The sequence below is a fragment of the Martelella sp. AD-3 genome (assembly GCF_001578105.1).
In the GTDB taxonomy this organism is placed as follows: domain Bacteria; phylum Pseudomonadota; class Alphaproteobacteria; order Rhizobiales; family Rhizobiaceae; genus Martelella.
Genome location: NZ_CP014275.1, coordinates 1,353,015 through 1,377,172, shown reverse-complemented (window position 1 = coordinate 1,377,172; position 24,158 = coordinate 1,353,015). Strand labels below are relative to the sequence as shown.

Here is a 24,158-nt window from a genome sequence, read left to right as displayed (position 1 = left end):
AGGGAACCCTCGAGGGTCCTTAGTGACCGGCCACTCTCGCAGAGTTGGCCGACGTCCGCAGGAAGACAGCAGGCGAGCCCAAGACGGATCATCGGTCCTGCGGTAACCAACCCGCGTATCAGAGTGTGATCTACCGTCGTCTTATCTGCTCTGCCCCCTGCAATACGCGTCGCATAAACTTCCAACACGGCGGGGCACCTGCCCCGTCAAACGGATCAGTGTGCAAGAAACTTGACAAACGAACATCAGAGGACCCGCGGACCGCTTGCCCCCTGCCCTAACGAAAAAGAGCGGGTCACCGAAGCAACCCGCTCCCGCCAGTCCACCCGTCCCGCTGATACGCTGCGATCGTGCCGAGATCCTGATGGATCATCTTCGATCGGCAGGGGTGTTGGTTCACACCTTGGCGATCACGGCAAGCGGCACGACCATCGGCGTCAGCCGGCCGAACAGATCAACCTCGACCACGACATCACCCTTGCCCTTGCTGTTGGCCGTAACCACCGTGCCGACCTGTCCCTCGAAGATCCCCTCGCCGATCATCACCCGGTCGCCGGCTACGACTTCGACATCGCTGTGACGCTCATAGTCGAAGTCGCCATTGTCAGCCTTGCGCATGATCTGAGCCACCTTGTCGTCTGCGACAGGATACGGCGTCTCCCAGCCCCCGAGTATGGCGATGACATAATCAAGCCTGAGGAGGCCTCTGAGCGCCCGGGCCGTGCTGACAAAGCGGACAAGCACATAGCCGGTCATCAGCACCTCGTCTCTCACCGGCAGCATCCGCCCTCGCCTGCGCCTCTGCTTGCCCTTGCGCATTGGCACAAGCGCCTCAGCACCAATGTCCTTCAGGACCGTCTCCACCTGCTGCTCATGGCCCGGATGAACCGCTGCCACATACCATGTCGCCTGTTCATGAGTTTCCGTCAGTGCATGCTGCTCATCAAGGCGCATGCGTCTGAGTGCTGCATCCCGGTCCAGACGCCGAAGGCTATTCTTGCCGAGTTCTGCCTCAAGGCTCGTCATATCCCGTGTCATTGTGCTGCCGCCCCGCTTGTCCGTCCGATCCGTTTCAGCCTGTCGAAGAAGGCCGCAAGCGCTGCCTTCGGTCCGTCTTCATCAGCAGGGATGGGCGGGAAGTAGACCCATTCCACACGTCCCGTATCCGGAAGCCATGGATAGCCATGGGCATGATGTTCCGCCTCCCATGCCCGCCAGAGATTGCCTTCCACCCTCACCTGTTCGAAGTCTGCGCCCAAAAGCACGGTTTGCGGGGAGACCCGGACACCGCGTCCAGGATAGCGGACGGCCTGTTCATGCATGGCATTGACGTCAGGCCAGCCCATCTTCTGCATGCGCTCGCGCCAGAGCGCCTTGCGGTCTGCCCTGCCGCCGGCAATCTGGCTTTCCTGGAAGCGGGTCAGCGGTGGAAGCCGGGCACAGGGTTCAGCCAGACGGATGAAGCGTTCCGCCATCCATGCCTTGCCGAAGGTGGCGGCAATGGAAGGGCCTACGGCCGTATCGATACCGTCCGGCACATCCTTCCAGCGCTTTTCCTTCAAATAGGTGCTGGCGGCAAACTTCACCGTCTGTCCTTTCATGGCCGAGAAGCTGAGAAAGGCCGGCAGCAGGCTTGCAGCGGCTTCACGTTCACCGTGATGCAGTGCCTGCCATTCGGCAAAGGCACGTTCATCACTGTCATCACCGAAGGTTGGCCATTGCCGATAGAATTTGAGGAAAGCCTTTCTGACGGTCTTCCGGCTTGTCGTATCGCTCTCAGCGCTCATCAGCGTCCTCCTTCACCATACGGGCTGCAGCTGCATTGGCCAGCATCGCCCTGACGGCCGCCACCTTCTCCCGGCGGCGTTCGCGTTCCTCCTCGCTCATCTGTCTGGTGAGCTGCCTGCGCTCTTCCATGGCCTTCTGCCGTTCCCGCTCCAGCACCAGCATCTCCCGGTCATGACGGGCGGCCTCATCGATCAGGGCGGAAAGCTCTGCCGGTTTGGGCAGGAAGGAGCGATAGCGCTCATAGCGTCCAAGCCTGAGGTTCTCGAATACACGGCGCATGGCGGCAATCGGCTTGCCGCAGAGCACTTCGGCATAGAGTTCCGGCGCCATATCCGGGTCGATGCTGTCAGGAACCACGAAGCCGCGTTCGATCAGCTTTGTCAGCATCAGGTCTGACTGATGGCTGGCAGCCGGTTCAAGCGCTGCCTTCAACCGTCCAATCTGATCTGTCGATGTCGATGATGTCTGCAGTTGCGTTGCCATTGTCCTGCCTCATGCGCTTATGGAGGGCTTCGCTGACCCGCCTGTTGTGGTCCCGGATCTGTTCGGAGCGTGATTGCCTGCCAGAGGATGGCGGCGGCGCTCTGGCTGGCGCTGCTGCCGGTGTGTCGTTCCAGCGGTCCTGATTGAGCCATGTCGAAAGATTGCACCACGGCCTGTCATCGCGTTTGGCGACGTAGCGCTTCAGTCCGTCCATGATCGTATCGAAGTTGGCGCGCTGGCGTGCAGAGGCCCAAGCCTTTGCTGCCGTCTTGCGGGCGACCTTCTGCGGGTAGAGCGGCCAGACATGGGTGTCGAACTCGGCTGTCAGGCCGGTGATATCACCGCCATGACGGCGAGAGCGGCGTTTGCGCTCGGGGCCTGCCGGTTCTGCTGATGATCCATCTGCTCCGGATGCTTCGAAAGCTTCTACCTGCGCTGCATCGTCCGGTCTTTCGAAACGATCAGCCTCAGGTTCTGCCTCGAACAGCCCCTTGTCCGCCGCTTCGGGGGGAATTTTCTTTTGGGCCCCTTTAGGGGCCTTTTCTTTAAGGGGGAATTTTTCTCTTGGGGGGTGTGGGGGGTGTTCTCTTTTTGCCCATCACCGTAACGCGTTACGTCACCCGTAACGCAGCGTAACGCCGCGTTACGGTCAAAGGTCTCTCCATCAGTCGCTTTTTCGGCGCTATCGCCCGCAATTCCGGGACCTGCGGCTCCATCGTCTGTTTCTGCCGCACCGTAACGCGAAGCGTAACGCGTTACGCCTGCGTTATGCCCTGCCCCGTCGGCTGCCGCACGCCGTGCCCGATAGCGCGCCTGCCGGATGGCAGCCTGCGAGCGACCGCCATGGCCTTCTGCAGACACACCGGCATCGTCGCCGGCCTGTACAAACACAGGCTCGCGCTCGGCCAGTGCCTGAGCCGTCCGTCCGATCAGATCGGCATCGACCCCGGCACGCACCATATCGGCTATGAGTGCGGCAACCTCAGACATCAGCCGAGTTCCCGTTCGACCCGCTTGCCGAGACGATTGATCTCGTCGGCCTTCTTCGAGATGTCCATCGCCATCTTCAAAAGCCGCTCATGCTCTTCGCAATGGCTCTTGCGGGCGGCCATGAAGCCGGCATGAAGACGCTCGAACGCTTCCTTCTCTTCCCCATAGCGATCAAGCAGCGGATTGCTGCCCTCAGGCCCGAAGAAGGCTTCACGCACCTCGCTCACCCATGCCCGGGGGACATTGAGGTCGCGGGCAACCGTCGTATCCGTCCATGATCCGCCATAGGCATTGTCGCCATAGACATCATCAAGCTTCTCCATGATGATCCGGCGATCATCCCGGCCCATCTGCGGTGGGAGGTCTGCCTGGATGCCGGGTGCCTCGGATACCGTTGGTGAGGCCGTGATCGCCGTCGCCTTTGCCCCGGCCACTTTTGCCTTTGCAGTTGTCTTGCGCGGTCCTGCCGCCATGGTGCCGGCTCCTTTCGTCGTCTGTTTCCTGTCTGAAGAGGATCTGCGGCTGCAGGCCGGGCAGCGGTCTTCGGCCGGTGTCGCACCGACCAGCCAGCCATGGGCGCCAAAGGCTGCAATGGCCGCCTCCGGCTCTCCCTGCCTCAGCGCTGCCGTGGCCGGCACATAGCCCGCTGCCTCGCAGCAGCCGCAGACAATGCGCAGTGCCGTGATCCTGCCGCTGCCACTGGCAATGCCGGTGCGTTCGAAGTGGCGGATATGTTGGGCGTCGGCTTGCGCTGGTGCTGTTTGTGATGGCAGGCGGGTCATGCGGAACCCCCCTGCATGGCTTTGGCGGCATGCCTGCCCCATTGCTCTGCCATGGCATCGGCAAGGCCCGGATATGTCCTCGAGCGCAGGCGCCAGCGATCTGTCCCGGGTGGCGCGCGGTGCACGATCGACCAGCGCCTGTGATCATCCGTTCCCGGCCTTGGCGGTGTCAGCCTGTTTGTCGGAGACAGCGTCGGCAGGCCACGCAGATAGAGTGAGGTCGCTTTGAAGGCCCTGTCCCCGAACCACCAGGGCTGGACCGTCTGGGCCGGTGGCGCATAGCCGGCAATACGGGCTTTGGCGTGCCGGTGCATGACCGGGTTCTCAACAGCAACCCGTTCGATCTTTGCATTCCAGCACGCTGCGAACAGATCGGCCCCTTCATCCAGCAGCCGCCACATGATGGCGCGTCGCTCTTCTGTCGAAAGAACCGGCCACGCCCGTCGTTCGTCTGCCCTTGCCTCGTTTGGCGGATTGGTCGGTGGTCCGCAAAGCCAGCGCACGCCGCTGTTGCAAAGCCGCGTACAGGGTGGATGCATGACCGCCAGAAGGTCCCAGCCGTCATCAAGGATATCCCGGATATCGCAAACGATATGCCGGTTGCTGCCGTCTTCGGCCGGAAGAAGGTCGCATGACCAGACATCATGGCCGCGGGCTGCAAAGGCACGGCGCACCACGCCGGATGTCTCGCAGCCGATCAGGATCCGCATCGGATGATATGCTTCGATCACGGCATTTGCTGCTCTGGAGCTGTCAGCCTTCGCCATCACGCTCATGCCGCCCTCCCCGGTGTCCGGTACATCAGTTTCAGGTGCTGCGGGCAGTAGGCGGAGCCCTCTGCCACCGGTCTTCCGCAACATGGTGCATCCGGACCAAGGGCGTCCTCGCTTCCGCTGATGACCAGACGGCACTGGAATTCGCCGCAGTCGATGAACGGGACAGTCTTTGATCCGGCAAGCTGCATGTGTCGGGTGTCGAAGGCGCGTTTGGCCGCACGCAGCCGTTTTTCGATCCGGGCTGCAATGGCGCGTTCCTCATCTTCTTCCGACAGGTATCCAGCTTGATGTGTTGGCGCACTGACCCCGCGTCGTTTTGATGCCTCGCTCTGTGTTGACTTTGCAGCCTTTGCCGCCGCGTCGGCAGCCTTCTGCAGCTGTCGTTGCTTCTCCCTCTCTTCTTTGGGAAAGACTTCAGGATTGCGCGAGACAAGACCGGCGATCACAGCACGCGAGACATCAAAGGCAGCAGCAATCACGGCAAGCGTGTCGCCACCGCGATACATCTTCGCCATTTGATCAAGCGCTTCAGGGTTCCAGCGTGTCATAAAGCCTCTCCGTTCCGTTCGGGATGCCCGCCCCTCTTCAAGACAAGCGGCGGGACACCCGAGCGGAACGATCAGCTGAATTGCGGTCTTTGCCGCCAGTCGACCGCCGCCTCGACAGCCTCCATGCACAGCGCATCGATCGCGTCTTCGCTCAGGTGTTCGGAATCGATGGTGGGGATGGTTTGAGAGACAGTTTTTGCCTGCCATGCATCCGGTCGTGGTCTGGTCTCGCCTGGCATCACCCGGTGCGCGGGTGCTTCGGCAAAGGGAAAGGCGCCCTTCATCGTGCCGCCCTCCCATCCAGAACAGTCAGACCACCGCCGGCAATCGCATCGATCAGGCAGCGCTTCAGCCGGTCATGGCTGGTCTCCTTGTCGGAAAGCTTCTCAAGGCAAAGCCGGGCTTCCGTCGGCGTCACATGACCATCCGACAGCGCTTCCAGAATGGTGCCGGTCAGATCGCTTTCATTGGCCTGATCACCGGCAAGGCACTGGATCAGCGAAAGCGCGCGTTCACGCCGCTCTCCCGAACCGGAAAGCCTGCGCCCCGTCACAGACGCCATTGCCGCTGTCACCAGCGGTGCATCGGTATCCTCTTCCAATATCCGCACCACGGGAATTGGCATGATGTCGGTATCGCGCTTGCCGTTCCAGCGGCCAACGGCACTGGTTGAACGGCTGGTGATCAGGGCCACGCGCTCAATCCCCCCGGCCCGGCGGATCAGGTCGCGCTGGGCACAGCGGACGGCGAGGATGAACGGATCGATTGCAGCTTCTTCGGCCATATCTCTCCCTTTCGAAGACACAAAAAGACAGGCGCGCCGGGAAAGGCCCGGCGTCGTTTCCCATGGCGGGACGGTGGATCGCGGTTTAGGGTCGGATCAGTCGAACAGACCCGCTAGGGCGGGCGCAGTCGGGAAGGACAGGATGAAAGAAGGGCCGCAGCCTGCGACCGTAAATCACCGCTGCGCCGGAGCAGGCTCCCACAAGCCCTGCCCCGGCACAAGCCAGCCACAAGGCCAGCCGTGCGTCGCGCGCGGCAACAGGCCAAGGGAGGTGTGGCTCGGCGCGCGCGATATGGGATGTGAGGGAGAAGAAAAGGCCGTGCCTGACGCAAAGACACGGGCACGGCTTCACCGGAACGAAGCCGGTAAGGTGTCCGCGCGGATCTTTGGACACACGCGGATTTGGGGGATGGGGAGAGCGGAGCCGGGGCAGCCGACAAACCGTATCCTAGACCTAAATATTTGACGTAAGGATCCAGATTCATATGCGCAATGTGCCATATGGCGCTATGTTGTCAATAGGCACATTGCCATTTGGCGGTTGAAACTTGTTCCAATTGGCAAAATACCTAACCCATGGCAAACAGAGTTCGCGAACTCCGCAAATCCAAATCTGTAACTTTAGAGGAGCTGTCCGAACGGACAGGCATCTCCCATACCCATCTTTCCCGCATGGAAAGCGGAAAGCGTGGACTTACACTAGAAAATGTAATCAAGATCGCGAGAGGTCTTGAGGTCGAACCAATCGAACTGACAGACGAGTTTGATCATGAAGCCCTATCTCTCGCTGGCGATATGCCGTCTCTTCTAAAGCCCGCCCGAAAGACGGGAGATGTTGAAAATCTCAACATCGTGTCAGGAGCCGGCGGAGGTGGTCTTTTGAGCGTCGAATACACCGATGACGGGGAATTGCTCGACCCGTCAATGTCTGATGGCTTCTGGTCATTTCCTGAAACAATTAAGGCTGGATGGCCCAATCTCAACCGTATTAAGGCGGTGCCCGTAATCGGTGACAGCATGGAGCCCACTGTTAAAAAAGGCTCCACCGTCTTTGTCGATACAGATCATGTCTTTCCTAGTCCGGAAGACATATATGCCTGCGATTACGGGGACGGTCTCGTCATCAAGCGCTTGAAGCTTGTTCCCAGAACCGACGACATACTCGTCATCTCGGATAACAAGGAGCGGTATGGCGAACCCGACCGCCTCTCTCGCCGGGATGTTCGCGTTTATGGGCGCATTGTGGCCTGGTTCCAATGGCGCGGATAACGGCGCTTGCCCAAAGCCGGGGCGTGACCTGCGGTCTCACTCCCTGAGAAATCCATCTTCAGCAAAATTCAAGAGGCCTGCTCCAGCGGGCCTTTTTTTATGTCGACAATACCATAATGCCATTTGGCACATTACCTCTTGTCAATAAATTTGCTATATGGCACATTTTCTATCTCAGGCAATTTATCAGAGGATGCAGCCACCAATCATGACGCTCTCCTCAGGCACGGTGAATGGAGAATGTAATGGGTGTCTATCTGGTCAGGGCCGTTGAAACCAAAATGCTGCATGGCATCCTCTGGGGCAATATTGACCAGATATGGGACACCCTGGACGAGATGGACCAACCGGAGTTCTTCGAATACGCAAAACTCAAGCCAGGCGGCCTGCTTTCGCCGTCAGGGATAAAGCCAGCGAAAACGAACGAAACCGACTGCACCACCCCAATACCCCTCGCGAACGGCGGTTTCCTACCTGCAGATATGGAGCCATCCGAGCGAACCTTCGACGCGCTGTTCGACCCGGATAGTCTGCGCTGGAGGCGCTTCGATGACACGCTCGGCAAGCATGGCATGGTTTCGCGGATCTTTGCGGATATGAATGCTTACATAGGCGTTGAGATATGAACACGCGCCTGAGAGCCCACCGTCACCCCCTTACGCAAGATGACTGCGACTTGCTGCACCGTATCGCACTTCCGGCGGTCGTCGTCGGTAGCGCGCTCCTTCTCATGCTCACAGTGCGGGCACTAATCGCCTTCGAAAGAGTCCTCGCTGCAGCATCCGGAGTCTGACACCATGACAGGACCGCGTGACGCCACGAGCCCAATGGAAGCTCAATTCCCCGCGGCGGCTGGATTGCTTCGGCGCGAGGTGCTCCATGTATGACAGATTGCCAGCAAGGGAGCGTTTGGAAAGTTATCGCGCGCTGATCACGAACGCCGTACCGCTTTCCGGCGTCATGGCCGACACGAAGGGCATGCATCTGGAGGTATCGGAACCGGGCGAACCGGAGATCATCTGCTCGCTCCCGGTCTCCTGCCCGGCCGACAACCGCGAACTGCTCCGGAGGCATATCGAGATTCCAGCCGACCTGATCGGCATGCTGGATGCAGCCGCGCGTCGTGATGCCGAACGACGACGCGAGATCGAGCAACTGCGGCGAGCGCTCGAAGCCAAGGGCGGCAGACCAGCGAAGGACTATTCTGCTGAATGCGCCATGAAATGCGCTGAGCCGGCATTCAAGCGGTTTCTGATCGAAAGACACAACCTGCCGAACCCCGCCACCGACACGAAGGCTGCAACGCGCGTGCGATCCATTCTTGCGATCCAAAGCCGCCGCGAACTGAACACCGAACCGGCAGCAGCGGCCCGCTGGCGGGAAATGGTGAGAGAATTTGAAGCATGGAGGCGGAGGCGATGACAAGAACGCCATCCGATATTCCACTCCATGTACCGCTTGCCGACATCGAAAAGGGACGAGACCGCCTCGCCCAGGAGATCGTCGCCCGAGGAGACGATGCCACGCCACTTCTGGAGCTTTATGCTTGGGTGGAGGGACAAATCGAGAAACGCCTCCAGAACCGGTCGATCTTCGAAGCAGCGCGCGCGCGCGTAGCGCAAATGAAGACGGCCGGAGAAGCAGCTAATATTGCCAAAATCAACGGGATCAGTGGGACCTGAATCGCCTCCTTTTGAGCCAAAATCAATTGGCTAATCAGACTGAACTATAAGCCGATGTGCAGCGGCCGTCAGTCGAACCAGGTATGTTCAGAACTGCGCGTCAGTTGACAGCATTCCTTCAAACAATCGCCTCATCAAAATCCAGCTTGATCTTCTCCAGCGCATCCCGCTTCCAGGATAGCGAGCCGCCTGCGCCATATTGCGGACGGTCGATCGTGTGCCCCATCATCATCATCCGCAACTCGGTATCAACACCAGCCTCCTTCATCCGATCCTCAAAGGAATGCCGGAGAGAATAGATCTTGTGGCGCGATGACGGGAACAACTTATGTTCACGGAAATATTTGTTGAGCGTCGCCGAGAGTCCGTTTTCCTTATTCTTGTAGCGTGGGAAGCCATTCGGATGCCCGCGCATGGCGGCAAGCGCTACTCCTACCAGCGGCACGGCGCGGATCGAAGAAGCGGTTTTGATCTCGCGCCGGTCATCGGGATCAGAACGAGGCTCGATCAAGATATGCGGCACATCCGCGTCAAGGTCGATCATGCCGCGGGTAAGGTTACAGATCTCCGACGGCCGAGCCCCCGTCTCTATCAGCGCCAGCAAGATCGCCCTCGCCTCGACATTAAGCCCAGCAAGAGTCCCGACCTTAAGTATCCGCCTGGATATCCACTCGGTAGGGAAAGGTGGACGGGTTGTCTTCACCTTCTGGGAAAAAGAAAGTCCGGCAAAGGGGTTCTTCACATCGTCGACGCCGCGGTATCGATGATAGTCAGTGAAGAGCTTCCGCATATTGCCAATATCGCGGTTGCCTGACGAAGCGGTGTGCGTCGCACGGCCTTCCTTTGGGGCAATACGCGTCAGCCAAAAATTATAGAATTTCGTGGCATCCTGCCTCGTAATCTCATCGATCGGCTTGTCGCCAACGACCTCGATAAAATTGTTCAGCGCCCGTCGCTTCACCTTCAGCCATGAAAACCTCTGGAAATCGCTCTTCCCGGTCAGCTCCGGCGCCGCAATTTCGTCAGTGTAGACAGAGAAGGCTTCGGAAACCGGCACGCGCGGATGCTTTTCAAGCCCCACAACAGCCGAGGCGTCATGACCACCGACAGGAAGCCTGGAAAGCGCCATCAGCCTGTCATGAATCATAGACCCACTTTCGCTAGCAAGAATTTCCATAGTGGTTCGATAGGAAAAGCCAAGCGCATGCGCCCTGGCGACAGCTGCCTTATAGCGAGCATTGGCCTGCGCGCGGTCGCCACCTGCCAACATGGAAGCCCAAAGTGCGTTGTCGGCCTCCTCATGAATATCTCGCTTAACCCGGGCTTCGGAAAGATCGCGTGTGCCCAGCGAAATCCTGACAGCAGGCGAACGCTCATCGACACCTGAAAGCTTAGCCGGAACCCTTCGCACGTAGCCATAAATGCCTGAACGGCGCTGAAGAAAACGATCCGGATTTTCTCGCCCGCTAGAAGCCACTTGAGCACCCTGTAGCACATTTTGATGCACAAATCGCTACACAAAAAGCGCAACAAAGACAAGACCGCAAATTGCGGTCAAAATTATATCTTTTATTTTCAAATATTTACAGAAAAAACTGCTCTTAAATCTTGGTGCGCGTGGAGGGACTCGAACCCCCACACCTTGCGGCGGCAGGACCTAAACCTGCTGCGTCTACCAATTCCGCCACACGCGCCAAGACCGGCTCCGCGCCGGTTCGCTCCTCTTAGGCGAGCACGACGGCAGACGCAAGGGGCAGGTTATCCGCAAGGCGCCCTTAACAGAGGCGATGATCGCCGGGCCCCGGCCGGCCATTGCCATATCGGGTCTGCCAGAGCACCGGAACCGCCGAGGAACATATATCAGCCGCCGCCGCCTCAATACAACCAATGATGGTGTTGCGATCGGTCGAAGACCGCCCGGCCGCGGCGCAAGCCGCGACCGGACTTCAGCCGGGCCGGAAGAACCGTCAAAGCTGCCGTCCGTCCGCCGGCTCGTTCTCAAAACGATCCTTGACGTCCTCAATGATCATCATCAACGCCTCGCGCTTTGACTGGCACGCCTTTTCCCGGCCGAAACGCTCAATGAATTCAGCATGCTCGGTCGTGATAACCGTCGACAGACTGGTCAAGCCCCGATCCTTGAAGCTGCGCCTGAAATTGCGCATATAGCGATTCCAAGCCGTGCGCTCCTCTTCGGATCGTTCCGCTTTCCGGCTGTCCTTGTCCATCCCGCCTTGCGTCATACCAAAACCTCTCCTGATTTGAAGCCTCACCAACCGGTGCGAGCACTCGATGCACTTACAATTATAGCTATAGTATCTTCGAAGTAAATACGTGTTATGAGAAATCCTTACATGTATGTCATAACTCTTTAATTGGCTATACATTCATTACTCGTAAATATAAAAGAGAAAGAATTAAATCGATCGGCAGAAACAACATCATCAATATTTCTTACATGTTTCGATTGTAACGATGGGGACCAATATACACTTTACTTCAGACCAAACGGAAGCCGTCATCTCATTGTGACCGACACGGCATCGATTACTCTGAGTTGTATTGATCACTATAGGATAATTTTCCTATTTAGCAAGCCATGAAAACGGAAAACGCTCTGTCCTGTGTGCAAGATAGCGTTTGGACCGGCCCCCATGCCTCTCGTCAGGCCGGCGGCGAGCACGAGGGCGGGCTCGCCGCATGCGGCGGGCGGCACGGCTTCGCCGCGTCAGGACAATGGCGATGGATCAGGCGGCGGCATGGTCGCGGTCGACGACGAGCCCGTCCCTGAGGGTGAGGCGACGGTCCATCCGCTCCGCAATGTCGAGATTATGCGTCGCAATCAGCGCCGAAAGTCCGGACTGACGGACGAGCGCCTCGAGCGCCTCGAACACATAGCCGGCCGTGCCGGGATCGAGATTGCCGGTCGGCTCGTCGGCAAGCAGTAGGCTCGGCGCATTGGCAACCGCCCGGCCGATGGCCACGCGCTGCTGCTCGCCGCCGGAAAGTTCCGCCGGCCGGTGCTCGGCGCGATGGCCGATCTTGAGATAGTCGAGCATCTGGTCCGCGCGCTCGGACGCCTCGCGCGTGGAGAGCCCCGCAATCAGCTGCGGCAGCATGATGTTCTCGCGCGCCGTGAATTCCGGCAGCAGGTGATGGAACTGGTAGACGAAGCCGACATCATTGCGTCTGAATGCCGTCCTGGCGTCATCGTCAAGCGCGGAGGCCTCCCTGCCGTTGACAAACACCTCGCCGGCGGTCGGCTTTTCCAGAAGGCCGGCGATCTGCAGCAGGGTCGACTTGCCGGTGCCTGACGGCGCCACCAGCGCCACCATCTCGCCCGGCATGAGCCTCAGCGACGCACCGTTCAGTATCGTCAGCACACTGTCGCCCTGCCCGTATTCATGCACGATCGACTTCAGTTCCAGAGACGGATTGGCCACATTGTTCTCCCGCTATTCGTAGCGCAGCGCCTGGACGGGATCGAGCCGCGAGGCGCGCCAGGCCGGAACGATCGTCGCGATGAAGGAAAGCGTGAGCGACATGATCACCACCGTGAGCGTTTCCCCGAGGCTCATTTCGGCCGGCAGCGTGCTCAGGAAGTAGAGCTGCGGATCGAACAGCACCGTCCCGGTGACCCAGGAGAAGAACTGGCGAATCGATTCGATGTTGAGACAGACGATGACGCCCAGAAACACGCCCGCAAACGTGCCGACGATGCCGATCGCGGCCCCGGTCATGAAGAAGATCCGCATGATCGCGCCGGATGTCGCGCCCATGGTCCTGAGGATCGCGATATCGGGGCCCTTGTCCTTCACCAGCATGATCAGTCCGGAAATGATGTTGAGCGCGGCGACGATCACGATCAGCGTCAGGATCATGAACATGACGTTGCGCTCCACCTCCAGCGCGGAAAAGAAGGTCCGGTTGTTCTGCCGCCAGTCGGAGATCGCGATATCCTCGCCGGCGGCCTCGCGGATCCGCGGGATCACCTGATCGACATCATCGGGGTGATCGACGAAGACCTCGATGCTCTGCACATGGCCGCCGGCATTGAAATAGGACTGCGCCTCGGCAAGCGGCATGAAGATGATCGAGGCGTCGTATTCCGACATGCCGATCTCGAAAATGCCGGAGATCGTATAGGCCTTTACCCGTGGATTGACGCCAAAGGGGGTCACGTCCCCTTCCGGCGAGATCAGGGTGATCTTGTCGCCGGCGAAAAGCCCGAGCGAGGCGGCCATGCGCGACCCGACCAGAACCCCCTCGCCCGCGGTATAGCCGACCATGTCGCCCTCGACGATATTGTCGGAGACGGTGTCGAGCTTCAGCATGTCGTCCGGACGGACACCGCGGACCAAAGCGCCGCTGCCCGCCCCGCGCGCGCCGGAAACCAGCGCCTGGCCTTCCACCAGCGGAAAGGCGAGACGCACGCCCTCGACGCCCTCGAGGCGCTTCGTCAACGCCGCATAATCGGAAAAAGGCTGGCCGGCGGGCAGAACGACGATATGGCCGTTGATGCCGAGAATGCGGCTGACGAGTTCGCTGCGAAACCCGTTCATCACGGCCATGACGATGATCAGCGTGGCAACGCCCAGCATGATGCCGAGGAAGGAGAAGCCGGCGATCACCGAAATGAAGGCCTCCTTGCGGCGCGACCGCAGATAGCGCCACGCGACCATGCGTTCGAAAACGGAAAAAGGCTTCGCTTTCGCGGGGATCTCCGCAGTGTCCTTCGCGGGTTCGGCCGCAGCCATCTTGACGTACTCCTCAGCGCCCGGCGGTGAGCATGGCAATGGCGGCGTCCGCCGACATCGCCTCGCGCGCGCCGGTCCGGCGGTTCTTCACTTCGACTTCGCCGGCAGCCACGCCGCGCGGCCCGACGATGATCTGGTTCGGAACCCCGATCAGGTCGGCAGTCGCGAACTTCGCCCCCGCGCGCTCGTCGGTGTCGTCATAGAGAACATCGAGACCGGCATTGGAAAGCGCCTGGTAGAGCTGCTCGCACGCCGCGCCGCAGGCATCGTCCGAAACCTTCATGTTGATGATCACCGCATCGAAGGGCGCGACCGAATCCGGCCAGATGATCCCGTTTTCATCATGAGAGGCTTCGATGATGGCGGGAACAAGGCGCGTCGGGCCGATGCCGTAGGAGCCCATGTGGACGGGGTGTTCCTTGCCGTCGGGGCCCTGGACCATGGCATTCATCGGCTCGGAATATTTGGTGCCGAAATAGAAGATGTGACCGACCTCGATGCCGCGCGCGGAAAGCCGCTCGCCCTCCGGCAGCGCGTCGAAGGTGTCCGCATCGTGCATCTCGTCGGTGGCGGCGTAAAGCGAGGTCCACTGGTCGAAAATGCCCTGAAGCTTTTCGACATTATCGAAGTCGAGGTCTTCGGCCGGAATGTCGAACTTGACGAAATCGCGATGGCAGAAGACTTCCGATTCGCCTGTCTCTGCCAGAATGATGAATTCATGGCTGAGATTGCCGCCGATCGGGCCGGTATCGGCGCGCATGGGAATGGCGCGCAGGCCGAGCCGGTCGAAGGTCCTGAGATAGGCGGCAAACATCTTGCGGTAGGAATGCTCCGCGCCCTCGCGCGTCAGGTCGAAGGAATAGGCGTCCTTCATCATGAACTCGCGTGACCGCATCGTGCCGAAACGCGGACGAATCTCGTCGCGGAACTTCCACTGGATGTGGTAGAGATTGAGCGGCAGCTGCTTGTAGGACTTGACTGAGGAGCGGAAGATTTCCGTGATCATCTCCTCGTTCGTCGGGCCGAACAGCATGGCGCGGTCCTGCCGGTCGGTGATCCGCAGCATTTCCTTGCCATAGGCCTCGTAACGTCCGCTCTCGATCCAGAGATCAGCCGACTGCATGGTCGGCATCAGGAGTTCCACGGCGCCGGACCGGTCCTGTTCCTCGCGGATGATGCGGTTGACCTTGTCGAGGACGCGCTTGCCGAGCGGCAGCCAGGAATAGATGCCCTGCCCGTGCTGGCGGATCATGCCCGCCCGCAGCATGAAGCGGTGCGAGACGATCTCCGCCTCCTTGGGATTTTCCTTCAGGATCGGCAGGAAATAACGGGAAAGACGCATCGGAGGCTGCTTTCTTGTGGCCATCCCGGCGTGCCGGGAATCGATTGCATATTGGTTTTATTCCCGGCCCTTTTAGCGACTTCTTGCGGGAAATTAAAGCCGCGAAACGGATGGAGAACAAACGGCCGGCGGAAGGCGGCCCAAGCATCCTGACGAATGTCAAGCACTTGAAACGTTGCAGAACACAATAAAGTGTTTGTCAAACTGAAAAACCTTTCGCAGTGTCGCAAAAATGCAAAATAAGGGATGACAAGGCCCAATCATTGGGCTAGGTTAAGCCCATAAAACAGGCAGGGAGCTTAAATTCTTGCCTTTTCTTCGCGGTCAAGTCTTGGGAGGATCGATCCTGGCGCGCTTGTTCGCAGCCCCGGAAACGGAACGGATCACGCGATACTTGAAAAACAAGGCCCGAGGCCTTGTTTTTTTTTGTTCTTCTCAAACTTGCTCTTGCCGCTGCCGTTAATCCTTTCTTTGCCACGAAACAAGGCCCCGGCGCCGCGGCGTTGACCCTTTGCGCCAATTGCCTGAAAACGGCCTGACGACTTCGCGCAATGAGAGTTCTCAGGCCTTGATCCGCAACCCCGTCCCTTCCCTCGCCGCCGCGGCCCTTCTGACCTGGCTTTCCCCTTTTGCCGGAACGGCCAATGCCGCCGACATCTCCGATGCCTTCTATCTCGATCTTTCCGGCGGCCCGGCTGCCTTCATGCTGCACATGAACGAAGATGCGGTCGACGATCTCATTGCCGACACCTATTGGGGCATTGATGGCCGGCTGGGCATCTGCAGCAAGGGAGCGATCAACCTTTGCGGCGGAATGACCGGGTTCATGGCGCTCGGCGACGCCACCCGGGAGATCGAGACGCGGGCCGGCGGCGGGAAGACCGATACGCAGCTGAGCTCAATCGGCGCCTATGTCGCGGCCAGGGGCAATCTCGGCCTCGTCTCGCTCTCGCCCTATGCCGGCTATCGACAGGTCTTTGGCGATGTGACGATCGAAGACAATACCCGGTTTGCGCCTTCGGACATCGACAGCGGCGCCTTCTACGGCGGGCTCGAGACCAGCATCAAGTTCTTCCCCACGGCTCTGGAGCTCGGCGCCCGCTTCGAATACGGCCGCTCGACCGGCGACAACGGCGCGAACGATTACGACTACGGCCTTGGCAGCGCATTCCTGCGCATGCGGTTCTAGAGCGCCGTGCGTCCATTCGGACGCACAAAGGACGCTCTAACCTATTGAATCTACGCATCGTGCTTTCCGAAAATCGATTCCGATTTTCGGGCCGATGCGCTAGCGCGTCGTGCTGTGGAGCAGTTCGCATTCAGATGGAGACATCTGACGTCCGCGAAAATGCGTCAAAACAAACAGATGGAGCGGTTCAGCGGTTCCATAAGCGGCGGAAGCGCTGGATCATGACGTCCAGAACAGGGCCGAGAGGTCATCGAGCCCGTAGCCCAGAACGATCACGACGCCATACCATGCAGCAAAGACGAGCGCCGCCACCAGCGATGTCCAGAGGATCACGCGCCAGGGGCGAAAGCGGTGCGGCGCGCTGGCCGTGGTGCCGGGCACCACATTGCCCTCCTCGTCCTGGGTGCGCAGTCCGAAAGGCAGGACCGCAAACAGCGTCACCCACCAGATGACGAAATAGACCGCGAATGCGGAAAACAGCGACAAGGTTTCCTCCCTCCTGACATTGCGCCTCGACGACACCTAAAGCATCGGGCGAAAAAGCGGCTACCGGTTTTTCGATAACCCGATGCGTAAAACAAAGAGCTAGATCACCGGGCGGCTCAGATTAACCGCCCGGTGATCTAGGTCCTGTTGACAAAGTATGGCAACCATATTTTTGCGGCGGCCAGGGCGAGGAAGCCATCGAAAGATTTTCGGGTCTTGTCGTATCGGGTAGCAACACGACGGAACTGCTTGATCCGATTGAATATCCGCTCGATGCGGTTTCGATCCTTGTAAGTTCTGAAGTCGCAGACGGGCGGGGCTTTCCGGTTTGTCTTCGGCGGGATGACCGGCCTGATCCCTTGGCCTGATCCCTTGAAATGGGCGGCGACAATCACGCCGACGTCTTCTTCGAAATGGGGCTCATGTATGCGACCGGTCGCGGCTGCGCCGTTGATTTCATCGCCGCCCACAAGTGGCTGAACATCGCCGCCATCAAGGGCTCCGACCGGGCTGCAGCACTGCGCGGTGACCTTGCCCAGACGATAAGCAAGGCCGAACTCGCCGCTGCACTACGCGCCGCCCGCGAATGCATGACGATGCACTGATGAGTGATACAAGCTCGGACGCAATTAGAGCTGTGGGCTGTCCTTTTTTCCCAGCCACGTTTCGATCACAGACGGATTGACGACGTATTCAGGCACCCGCCACTCTGCCACCGCGAGAAGGTTCTCGCAAAATGCCTCCCGCAGGCGCATCTGCGACTCGACCGTATGTCCCACCATGTGTGGGGTGAGGATGGCGTTCGGAAGGTCGCGCAGCGGACTATCCTCTTTCAACGGCTCCGGGTCGAACACATCGAGGGCAAGGCGCATAGCCGGTCGCTCTGCGGCGAGCGTGGCGAGTGTATCGTCGGGGATGATGCCGCCCCGCGTGATGTTGACAAACACCACGTCCGGTTTCATTCGGCGCAACGCGTCAAGATCCAGCATTCCCCGTGATTCAGGAGTGAGCGAAGCCGCCATGATAACGACATCGCTTGTCGCGAGCACTTCATCGAGGCTCTGGGAGGTGACGTAGGCGGGCATCGATCGCGGCGTGCGCACCGAAGCGACGAGCCTCACGCCCCATACAGACAGCCGTTCCGCGATAGCCTGTCCAATTTTGCCAAAGCCTATCAGGCCAACTGTCTTTCCCATGAGCATGCGCGCACGGACCTGCGAGGGACGCGGCAGGTTTTCGCGAAGGTAGCGCTCCGTGCCATGAAGGTCATAGAGCGAAGCCAGGGTGAAGAGAACTGCGGCCTCGGCCATGCTGACGGTGTTTTCCGCAATCTGGCCATTCGCCACGAGGATGCCGTTTTCCGTCGCGGCCGAAACGTCGAACCCTTCGACCCCTGTGAACGGAGAAACCAGTGCGCGCAGACGCGGCATCCTGGCAAACAGCTCCCGGTCGGCTGCAAAGCTTGAGGTCGCGCCAAGAATTTCCAAAGACTGCAGTGCATCAACGGCGGCAAGCAGTTCCTCGCGCGTGACAAACCGTGCCACACCATGGCCGCGCCGTTGCAACGCGTCGAGGGCTGGATTGAAGAACCGATCAAAAGACGACGTTCCCACCAAAGCAACAGTCAAGATTTTAGCCTCCAAATGAGTTACCCGGACAAACCTGGGTCTTGTTGACAACAGTATGGCAACCATATTTTGCGGCGGCCACGGCGAGGAAGCCCTCGAAAGATTATCGGGTCTTGTCGTATCGGGTAGCAAGACGACGGAACTGCTTGATCCGCCGATTGAACATCCGCTCGATGCGGTTTCGATCCTTGTAGGCTCTAAAGTCGCAGGCGGGCGGGGCTTTCCGGTTGGCCTTCGGCGGAATGACCGGCCTGGTCCCTTGGAGCAGCAACTCCTCGCGTAGAAAGTCAGCGTCATATCCTTTGTCGGCAAGAAACCGCCTCGGCTTGCCAACCGGCATCGCCAGCAGGTCAGAAACAGCATTGTAGTCGGAAGCCTCTCCGCCTGTCAGGATGAAGCCGAGAGGGCGTCCCTGACCGTCTGCGCGGGCGTGGATTTTCGTCGAAAAGCCGCCACGTGATCGACCAAAAGCCTCCTTATAAGTCCCCCTTTAGCACCCGCAGCCTGAGAGTGGCCGCAAACTGTGGTGCTGTCGATCATGTGCTGCCGGTCATCGGCCAGCCCCAACTCGACCAGCGTTTCAAGCAGTGCATCCCACACCCCTTGTTCCGCCCAGTGGCGGAAACGCATATAGACGGAATTCCACTTTCCGTAGCGCTCATGCATGTCGCGCCAGGGGCAGCCGACCCGCAGAGCATGTAGCATGCCGTTCGGATACCGTCGATTGTCATGCGCGGGCCGGGACTTTCTACCGCGCTCCGACGGCAAAAGCCCTTCGATGATCCGCCATTCCATATCCGTCAGGTCGCCGCGTGCCAAAACCGCCTCCTAAAAAGCAGTCTTGAATCATGCTTCCACTGATTTGGGAAACCACTTTGTCAACAGGACCTAGACCGTTTCGAAGGTCGGATGCAACTCTCCGGCCGGAACTTCCATCGCTTCCGCGTGTTGGACGGATCGTGTCCCATGACGTGGTGTAGCTGGATTTCATAGCCATCGGTGATTTCCGGTAGGGTCGGGTTGCTTAGAACCAACCTTAAGGACACCACCGATGACCGACGACATGATGAACCTGCGCTTGGCTGTTGAGAAGAGCGCTGATGCCGATTTGCTGCGTGAGATGATCGGCTTTGCAGCCGAGAAACTGATGGCGCTGGAGGTGAGCGCGAAGACAGGCGCTGGATACGGCGAGAAGACCACGTTCCGGCTTGCCCAGCGCAACGGCTACCGCGATCGAGACTGGGAAACGCGAGCGGGCACCGTTGAGCTGCGCATCCCCAAGCTTCGCACCGGCAGCTATTTTCCGAGCTTTCTCGAACCACGCCGGATGGCGGAGAAGGCTCTGACGGCGGTCATCCAGGAAGCCTATATCCAGGGCGTTTCGACCCGGTCCGTCGATGATCTCGTCAAAGCCATGGGCATGTCGGGCATCTCCAAGAGCCAGGTCTCGCGACTTTGCGAGGAAATAGACGACAAGGTGAAGGCCTTTCTGGACAGGCCCATCGAAGGAGAATGGCCCTACCTCTGGATTGATGCCACCTATCTGAAGGTCCGACGCGGCGGGCGCATCGTCTCAGTCGCCGTCATCATCGCGGTGGGCGTGAACACCGACGGCCGGCGCGAAGTGCTCGGCATGGAGATCGGAACATCAGAAGCCGAGCCGATCTGGACCGAGTTCCTGCGAAAGCTGACCAGGCGCGGGCTGCGCGGCGTCAAGCTCGTCGTCTCCGATGCCCATGAGGGGATCAAGGCCGCCGTGACGAAGGTGCTTTGCGCCACCTGGCAGCGCTGCAGGGTCCACTTCATGAGAAACGCATTGGCTCATGCCGGAAAGAGCGGGCGGCGCGTCGTCTCCGCCTTCATCGCCACCGCGTTTGCACAGGACACGCCGGAGGCGGCGAGCACCCAGTGGCGCAATGTCGCTGACCAGATCAGGCCGAAGGTGCCGAAACTCGCCACGCTCATGGACAACGCCGAACAGGACGTGCTCGCCTACATGACCTTTCCCAGGCAGCACTGGGCAAAGCTTCATTCGACAAATCCGATCGAGCGTCTCAACGGCGAGATCAAGCGACGCACTGAAGTCGTTGGCATCTTCCCCAACGACGACGCCATCGTCAGACTGGTCGGTGCCTTGCTCCTGGAGCAAAACGACGAATGGGCCGTCCAGAGGTCCCGCTACATGACACTTGAGACAATCGCCACGATGAGCGATGATCCGCTCATCAGCCTGCCAGCAGCAAGCTGACACTCATCCGCCCCTCTGGGATGAGCCGTGGTCGTCTAAGCTACACCACGTCATGGGACACGATCGTTGGACGGAAAAGCGCGGGGTATGCGCCCACGACACATTCATGGTTCAAGGAGAGCAGGCGATGGCAGCAAAGGCACACGAGACGGAAATCGTGAAGGCGGTACTGGACCGCTATCCCCGAAGCTATGCGCAGATGCTTGGCATAGATTTGGGGAAGAACACGCCTGCGCCGCTCTTCCAGTGGCTCGTCTGCGCATTGCTGATGAGCGCGCGGATCAGCGCAGACAAGGCCCAGGAGGCCGCGAAGGCGCTTTTCGACGCCGGCTGGACGACGCCGGACAAGATGGCTGCAACGTCGTGGGAAGAGCGGGTGAAAGTGCTGAACGAAAACGGTTATGCGCGCTATGACGAAAGCACGGCGCGTTACCTGGCCGACACGCTCGACCTGCTGGACAAAAACTATGGCGGCGATCTGCGCAGGCTGAGGGATGATGCCGGTCGCTCGCCCTCGGAAGAACGCAAGCGCCTGAAGGCGTTCAAGGGCATCGGCGAAACCGGGGCGGATATTTTCTTCCGCGAGGTCCAGCGCGCCTGGGAAGAACACTATCCCTTCTGCGACGCCCGCGCGGCAAAGGCCGCCGAAAGCCTCGGCCTGCCTGCGGATGGCGAAAGCCTTGCGGAACTCGCGGGCGGCAGGCAAGCCCTGCCGCGCCTTCTGACCGGTCTGGTGCGCACCGACCTCGACAAGGCGAAGGACGACATTCTCAAGGCCGCCGCATAACGAACAAGGGCGCCGCGGCCGCGACGCCCTTCGAAACGCGCCGCCAACTCTATTCAGAAACAGTCTGCCAGAAGCGCTTTCGTGTTCTCCAGCGTCATCTCGACCGGGTTGCCGCCGGTGCTCGGGTCCTCGAGCGCCATCACGGCGAGTTCGTCGATCCGGTCGGGCGCGATGCCCATTGCCGTGAGGTTTTCCGGTACGCCAAGTTCTTTACGGAATTCCAGAACGAAATTGTAAAACCCGTCGTAACCACCTGAAATACCAAGATAATCAGCGGCAAGCCTCAGCTTGTCCGCAATCTTGTCGCGGTTGAAGCGCAGCACCGGCGGCATGACCACGGCGTTGGTCATGCCGTGATGGGTGTTATAGACGGCGCCGAGCGGATGCGAGATCGCGTGGATCGCGCCAAGGCCCTTCTGGAAGGCAACCGCCCCCATGGCGGCCGCGCTCATCATCTCGGCGCGCGCCTCCAGGTCTTCCGGATCGTTGTAGACGCGCGGCAGATTGTCCTTCACCAGCCGCATGCCCTCCAGCGCAATGCCGTGCGACATCGGGTGGTAGTGGGGCGAGCAGTAGGCCTCCAGACAATGGGCAAAGGCATCAAGCCCCGTGCCGGCGGTGATGATCTTCGGCATGCCGATGGTCAGTTCCGGATCACAGATGACCACGCCCGGCAAAAGCTTCGGGTGGAAGATGATCTTCTTCACATGGGTTTCGGAATTGGTCAGCACCCCTGCCCGGCCGACTTCCGAGCCCGTTCCGGCCGTTGTCGGCACCGCGACGATCGGGGCAATCGCATAGGCATCGGCCCGCGTCCACCAGTCGCCGATATCCTCGAAGTCCCAGACCGGCAAAGTCTGGCCCGCCATCATCGCCACCAGCTTGCCGAGATCGAGCCCGGAGCCGCCGCCAAAGGCGATCACGCCGTCATGGCCGCCCTCCTTGAAGGCGGCGATGCCGGCGGCAAGGTTCTTCTCGTTCGGGTTCGGATCGACATCCGAAAACAATGCGGCATCGAGCCCTTCCTCGGAAAGGATTTTCAGCGCATTCCTCGTGATCGGCAGGCTTGCAAGCCCCTTGTCGGTCACCAGCAGCGGATTGGCCATGCCGAGGCTCTTGCAGGCAGCGGCAAGCTCGACGATGCGGCCTGCGCCGAACTTGATCGTGGTCGGATAACTCCAGTTGGCTGTGAAGCTCATTTCGTGACTTTCTTCAGGTGGTACGACTTCGGCCGGGTCAGGTTGTGATAGCCGATAACGGAGAGCGAGCCGCCGCGTCCGGTATTCTTGCAGCCGGTCCAGCAGAGGGCCGGATCGAGATAGTCGGCGCGGTTCATGAACACAGTGCCGGTTTCGATCCGGGCGCCAAGGGCGGCAGCGCGGTCGGGATCGGCTGTCCAGAGCGAGGCGGTCAGGCCGTATTCGCTGTCATTCATCAGGGAAAGCGCCTCCTCGTCGGAGGAGACCTTCATGATGCCGACAACAGGGCCGAAGCTCTCCTCGCGCATCACATCCATGGAATGGTCGACATTGACGAGAACCTGCGGCGCGAGGTAGGCGCCGCCGTCATCTTGCGGAAACAGTTTCGGGTCGACCAGCGGCGTGGCGCCGGCGGCGATCGCTTCCTCGATCTGCCTGCGCACCACGGCGGCAAAGCGCCTGTTCGCCATCGGCCCGAGCGTTGTCGCCTCGTCCAGCGGATTGCCGAGCTTGTAGGCCGCGGCAAAGGCGGCCGCCTTTTCGACAAAGGCGTCATAGAGGCTCTCGGTCACATAGATGCGCTCGATGCCGCAGCAGCACTGGCCGGCATTGAACATCGCCGCATCCATCAGCGTCGCGACCGCCGCATCGAGGTCGGCATCCTCCATCACATAACCCGGATCCTTGCCGCCGAGTTCCAGTCCGAGCGGCGTGAAGGTGCCCGCCGCCGCGCGTTCGATCTGCCGCCCGCCTTCCACCGAACCGGTGAAATTGATGAAGTCGAAGCTCTTTGCCGCGATCAGTTCGGAACTCGTCGCATGATCGAGAAAGATATTCTGGAACAGGTCTTCCGGAATGCCTGCAGAAACGAAAGCCTTGACGATGCGCTCGCCGACCAGAAGGGTCTGGCTCGCATGCTTGATGATCACGGCATTGCCGGCAATCAGCGCCGGAACGATGGTGTTGATCGCCGTCAGATAGGGATAGTTCCACGGCGCGATGACGAAGACGACGCCGTGCGGCTCGCGCGCGATATAGCGGCGGAAATTGCCGCTGTCCTCAAGCGCGACCGGGGCCAGACCTTCCGCCGCGATGCTTGCCATATAGTCGGCGCGTTCGTTGACGCCGCCGAACTCGCCGCCGTAGCGCACCGGCCGGCCCATCATCCAGGCCAGCTCCTGCACCACCTCGTCGCTCATGGCATTGAGCGCCTTGACGCCCGCCTGAACCAGCGCGACGCGTTCTTCAAGCGGCCGCTTCGCCCAATCCCTCTGGGCCGCCCGCGCCCTTTCCACGGCGGCACCTGCGGCAGCGGCGGAAACCGCCTCCCGCTCGGCATAGACCGATCCGTCGATCGGCGAAATACATTGGATCATCGTCATGATCGCCATCCTGTCATTTGCTGGTTTGTCTCAAAACA

27 protein-coding genes, 1 tRNA gene and 1 pseudogene are annotated in these 24,158 nt (G+C 60.0%); 8 read left to right on the top strand and 21 right to left on the bottom strand.

Translation table 11 applies throughout. The features are described from left to right. Positions 1 to 396 precede the first annotated feature (396 nt). From AZF01_RS06430 to AZF01_RS06385, 8 genes are all read right to left on the bottom strand, one after another. Positions 397 to 1,038 (bottom strand): transcription termination/antitermination protein NusG, encoded by a 642-nt coding sequence (locus AZF01_RS06430; RefSeq protein ID WP_081725722.1) that lies wholly within the window; start codon positions 1,036 to 1,038, stop codon positions 397 to 399. After that, the gene (locus AZF01_RS06425) at positions 1,035 to 1,787 is read right to left on the bottom strand and encodes a hypothetical protein (RefSeq protein WP_024707307.1); all 753 of its coding nucleotides are present in this window, start codon (positions 1,785 to 1,787) and stop codon (positions 1,035 to 1,037) included. Before AZF01_RS06425 ends, AZF01_RS06430 begins: the two co-directional genes overlap by 4 nt. After that, positions 1,777 to 2,271, bottom strand: a complete 495-nt coding sequence (locus AZF01_RS06420; protein ID WP_156484723.1) for a hypothetical protein — start codon at positions 2,269 to 2,271, stop codon at positions 1,777 to 1,779. Before AZF01_RS06420 ends, AZF01_RS06425 begins: the two co-directional genes overlap by 11 nt. Positions 2,272 to 3,260: 989 nt before the next feature. Further along, positions 3,261 to 4,043 carry a hypothetical protein gene (locus AZF01_RS23865; protein ID WP_156484722.1) on the bottom strand — a complete coding sequence of 261 codons (783 nt, stop codon included), beginning with the start codon at positions 4,041 to 4,043 and terminating at the stop codon, positions 3,261 to 3,263. Further along, positions 4,040 to 4,810: a hypothetical protein gene (locus tag AZF01_RS06400; RefSeq protein WP_244435525.1), complete on the bottom strand. Its 771-nt coding sequence runs from the start codon at positions 4,808 to 4,810 to the stop codon at positions 4,040 to 4,042. The genes AZF01_RS23865 and AZF01_RS06400 overlap by 4 nt, the downstream gene beginning before the upstream one ends. A gap of 5 nt (positions 4,811 to 4,815) precedes the next feature. After that, positions 4,816 to 5,367, bottom strand: a complete 552-nt coding sequence (locus AZF01_RS24235) for a GcrA family cell cycle regulator (protein ID WP_256389214.1) — start codon at positions 5,365 to 5,367, stop codon at positions 4,816 to 4,818. A 71-nt stretch (positions 5,368 to 5,438) separates the two neighbouring features. Continuing rightward, positions 5,439 to 5,651 carry a hypothetical protein gene (locus tag AZF01_RS24230; RefSeq protein WP_024710191.1) on the bottom strand — a complete coding sequence of 71 codons (213 nt, stop codon included), beginning with the start codon at positions 5,649 to 5,651 and terminating at the stop codon, positions 5,439 to 5,441. Beyond that, entirely contained in the window at positions 5,648 to 6,151 is a 504-nt protein-coding gene (locus AZF01_RS06385; RefSeq protein ID WP_024710192.1) for a hypothetical protein, read from the bottom strand. Before AZF01_RS06385 ends, AZF01_RS24230 begins: the two co-directional genes overlap by 4 nt. Positions 6,152 to 6,727: 576 nt before the next feature. Here AZF01_RS06385 and AZF01_RS06380 point away from each other — a divergent pair. From AZF01_RS06380 to AZF01_RS06365, 4 genes are all read left to right on the top strand, one after another. Next, positions 6,728 to 7,420, top strand: a complete 693-nt coding sequence (locus AZF01_RS06380) for a LexA family transcriptional regulator (protein WP_024710193.1) — start codon at positions 6,728 to 6,730, stop codon at positions 7,418 to 7,420. 245 nt (positions 7,421 to 7,665) lie between these two features. Then, entirely contained in the window at positions 7,666 to 8,046 is a 381-nt protein-coding gene (locus AZF01_RS06375; RefSeq protein ID WP_152534657.1) for a hypothetical protein, read from the top strand. A 184-nt stretch (positions 8,047 to 8,230) separates the two neighbouring features. Then, positions 8,231 to 8,842, top strand: coding sequence for a hypothetical protein (locus AZF01_RS06370; protein WP_152534658.1), 612 nt, complete (start codon positions 8,231 to 8,233; stop codon positions 8,840 to 8,842). After that, on the top strand, positions 8,839 to 9,102 hold the full coding sequence (locus AZF01_RS06365) for a hypothetical protein (protein WP_152534659.1): 264 nt from the start codon (positions 8,839 to 8,841) through the stop codon (positions 9,100 to 9,102). Before AZF01_RS06370 ends, AZF01_RS06365 begins: the two co-directional genes overlap by 4 nt. A gap of 118 nt (positions 9,103 to 9,220) precedes the next feature. Here the strand turns inward: AZF01_RS06365 and AZF01_RS06360 are convergent, their stop codons facing one another. The 6 genes from AZF01_RS06360 to proS form a co-directional block, all read right to left on the bottom strand. Beyond that, on the bottom strand, positions 9,221 to 10,579 hold the full coding sequence (locus tag AZF01_RS06360; RefSeq protein ID WP_036238552.1) for a tyrosine-type recombinase/integrase: 1,359 nt from the start codon (positions 10,577 to 10,579) through the stop codon (positions 9,221 to 9,223). Positions 10,580 to 10,711: 132 nt separating this feature from the next. Beyond that, positions 10,712 to 10,796: transfer RNA gene (locus AZF01_RS06355), tRNA-Leu, on the bottom strand. Between the two features lie 273 nt (positions 10,797 to 11,069). After that, positions 11,070 to 11,330 carry a hypothetical protein gene (locus AZF01_RS06350; protein ID WP_024710198.1) on the bottom strand — a complete coding sequence of 87 codons (261 nt, stop codon included), beginning with the start codon at positions 11,328 to 11,330 and terminating at the stop codon, positions 11,070 to 11,072. A gap of 519 nt (positions 11,331 to 11,849) precedes the next feature. Continuing rightward, complete coding sequence (locus AZF01_RS06345) at positions 11,850 to 12,545, bottom strand: ABC transporter ATP-binding protein (protein WP_024710200.1); 696 nt, start codon at positions 12,543 to 12,545, stop codon at positions 11,850 to 11,852. Positions 12,546 to 12,557: 12 nt separating this feature from the next. Then, the gene (locus tag AZF01_RS06340) at positions 12,558 to 13,859 is read right to left on the bottom strand and encodes a lipoprotein-releasing ABC transporter permease subunit (RefSeq protein ID WP_024710201.1); all 1,302 of its coding nucleotides are present in this window, start codon (positions 13,857 to 13,859) and stop codon (positions 12,558 to 12,560) included. A gap of 13 nt (positions 13,860 to 13,872) precedes the next feature. Further along, complete coding sequence (gene proS / locus AZF01_RS06335) at positions 13,873 to 15,201, bottom strand: proline--tRNA ligase (protein WP_024710202.1); 1,329 nt, start codon at positions 15,199 to 15,201, stop codon at positions 13,873 to 13,875. Positions 15,202 to 15,769: 568 nt separating this feature from the next. Between proS and AZF01_RS06330 the strand changes: the two genes are divergently transcribed. Next, entirely contained in the window at positions 15,770 to 16,390 is a 621-nt protein-coding gene (locus AZF01_RS06330) for a hypothetical protein (RefSeq protein WP_024710203.1), read from the top strand. Between the two features lie 219 nt (positions 16,391 to 16,609). On the opposite strand, the gene AZF01_RS06325 is transcribed toward AZF01_RS06330, so the two are convergent. Next, on the bottom strand, positions 16,610 to 16,876 hold the full coding sequence (locus AZF01_RS06325) for a DUF1467 family protein (RefSeq protein WP_024710204.1): 267 nt from the start codon (positions 16,874 to 16,876) through the stop codon (positions 16,610 to 16,612). Between the two features lie 137 nt (positions 16,877 to 17,013). Beyond that, positions 17,014 to 17,235 (bottom strand): annotated as a pseudogene (locus AZF01_RS06320) (transposase); the annotation flags it as partial. Positions 17,236 to 17,253: 18 nt separating this feature from the next. Between AZF01_RS06320 and AZF01_RS06315 the strand changes: the two are divergent. Then, positions 17,254 to 17,481, top strand: coding sequence for a sel1 repeat family protein (locus AZF01_RS06315; protein WP_036238546.1), 228 nt, complete (start codon positions 17,254 to 17,256; stop codon positions 17,479 to 17,481). A 24-nt stretch (positions 17,482 to 17,505) separates the two neighbouring features. Here the strand turns inward: AZF01_RS06315 and AZF01_RS06310 are convergent, their stop codons facing one another. From AZF01_RS06310 to AZF01_RS24625, 3 genes are all read right to left on the bottom strand, one after another. Next, positions 17,506 to 18,504 (bottom strand): NAD(P)-dependent oxidoreductase, encoded by a 999-nt coding sequence (locus AZF01_RS06310; RefSeq protein ID WP_161633069.1) that lies wholly within the window; start codon positions 18,502 to 18,504, stop codon positions 17,506 to 17,508. A 103-nt stretch (positions 18,505 to 18,607) separates the two neighbouring features. Further along, positions 18,608 to 18,940: an IS5 family transposase gene (locus AZF01_RS24630; protein ID WP_256389221.1), complete on the bottom strand. Its 333-nt coding sequence runs from the start codon at positions 18,938 to 18,940 to the stop codon at positions 18,608 to 18,610. Further along, complete coding sequence (locus AZF01_RS24625) at positions 18,892 to 19,323, bottom strand: IS5 family transposase (RefSeq protein WP_024710206.1); 432 nt, start codon at positions 19,321 to 19,323, stop codon at positions 18,892 to 18,894. Before AZF01_RS24625 ends, AZF01_RS24630 begins: the two co-directional genes overlap by 49 nt. A 232-nt stretch (positions 19,324 to 19,555) precedes the next feature. On the opposite strand from AZF01_RS24625, the gene AZF01_RS06295 reads away from it, so the two are divergent. Both AZF01_RS06295 and AZF01_RS06290 read left to right on the top strand, forming a co-directional pair. Continuing rightward, positions 19,556 to 20,752 carry an IS256 family transposase gene (locus AZF01_RS06295; protein ID WP_061449647.1) on the top strand — a complete coding sequence of 399 codons (1,197 nt, stop codon included), beginning with the start codon at positions 19,556 to 19,558 and terminating at the stop codon, positions 20,750 to 20,752. 127 nt (positions 20,753 to 20,879) lie between these two features. Next, on the top strand, positions 20,880 to 21,539 hold the full coding sequence (locus AZF01_RS06290) for a hypothetical protein (RefSeq protein WP_024708336.1): 660 nt from the start codon (positions 20,880 to 20,882) through the stop codon (positions 21,537 to 21,539). Positions 21,540 to 21,592: 53 nt separating this feature from the next. Here AZF01_RS06290 and AZF01_RS06285 read toward each other — a convergent pair whose 3' ends face one another. Together AZF01_RS06285 and AZF01_RS06280 are read right to left on the bottom strand one after the other, a co-directional pair. After that, the gene (locus AZF01_RS06285) at positions 21,593 to 22,738 is read right to left on the bottom strand and encodes an iron-containing alcohol dehydrogenase (RefSeq protein ID WP_024708337.1); all 1,146 of its coding nucleotides are present in this window, start codon (positions 22,736 to 22,738) and stop codon (positions 21,593 to 21,595) included. Continuing rightward, the gene (locus AZF01_RS06280) at positions 22,735 to 24,120 is read right to left on the bottom strand and encodes an aldehyde dehydrogenase family protein (RefSeq protein ID WP_024708338.1); all 1,386 of its coding nucleotides are present in this window, start codon (positions 24,118 to 24,120) and stop codon (positions 22,735 to 22,737) included. The genes AZF01_RS06285 and AZF01_RS06280 overlap by 4 nt, the downstream gene beginning before the upstream one ends. Between the last annotated feature and the right edge of the window lie 38 nt (positions 24,121 to 24,158).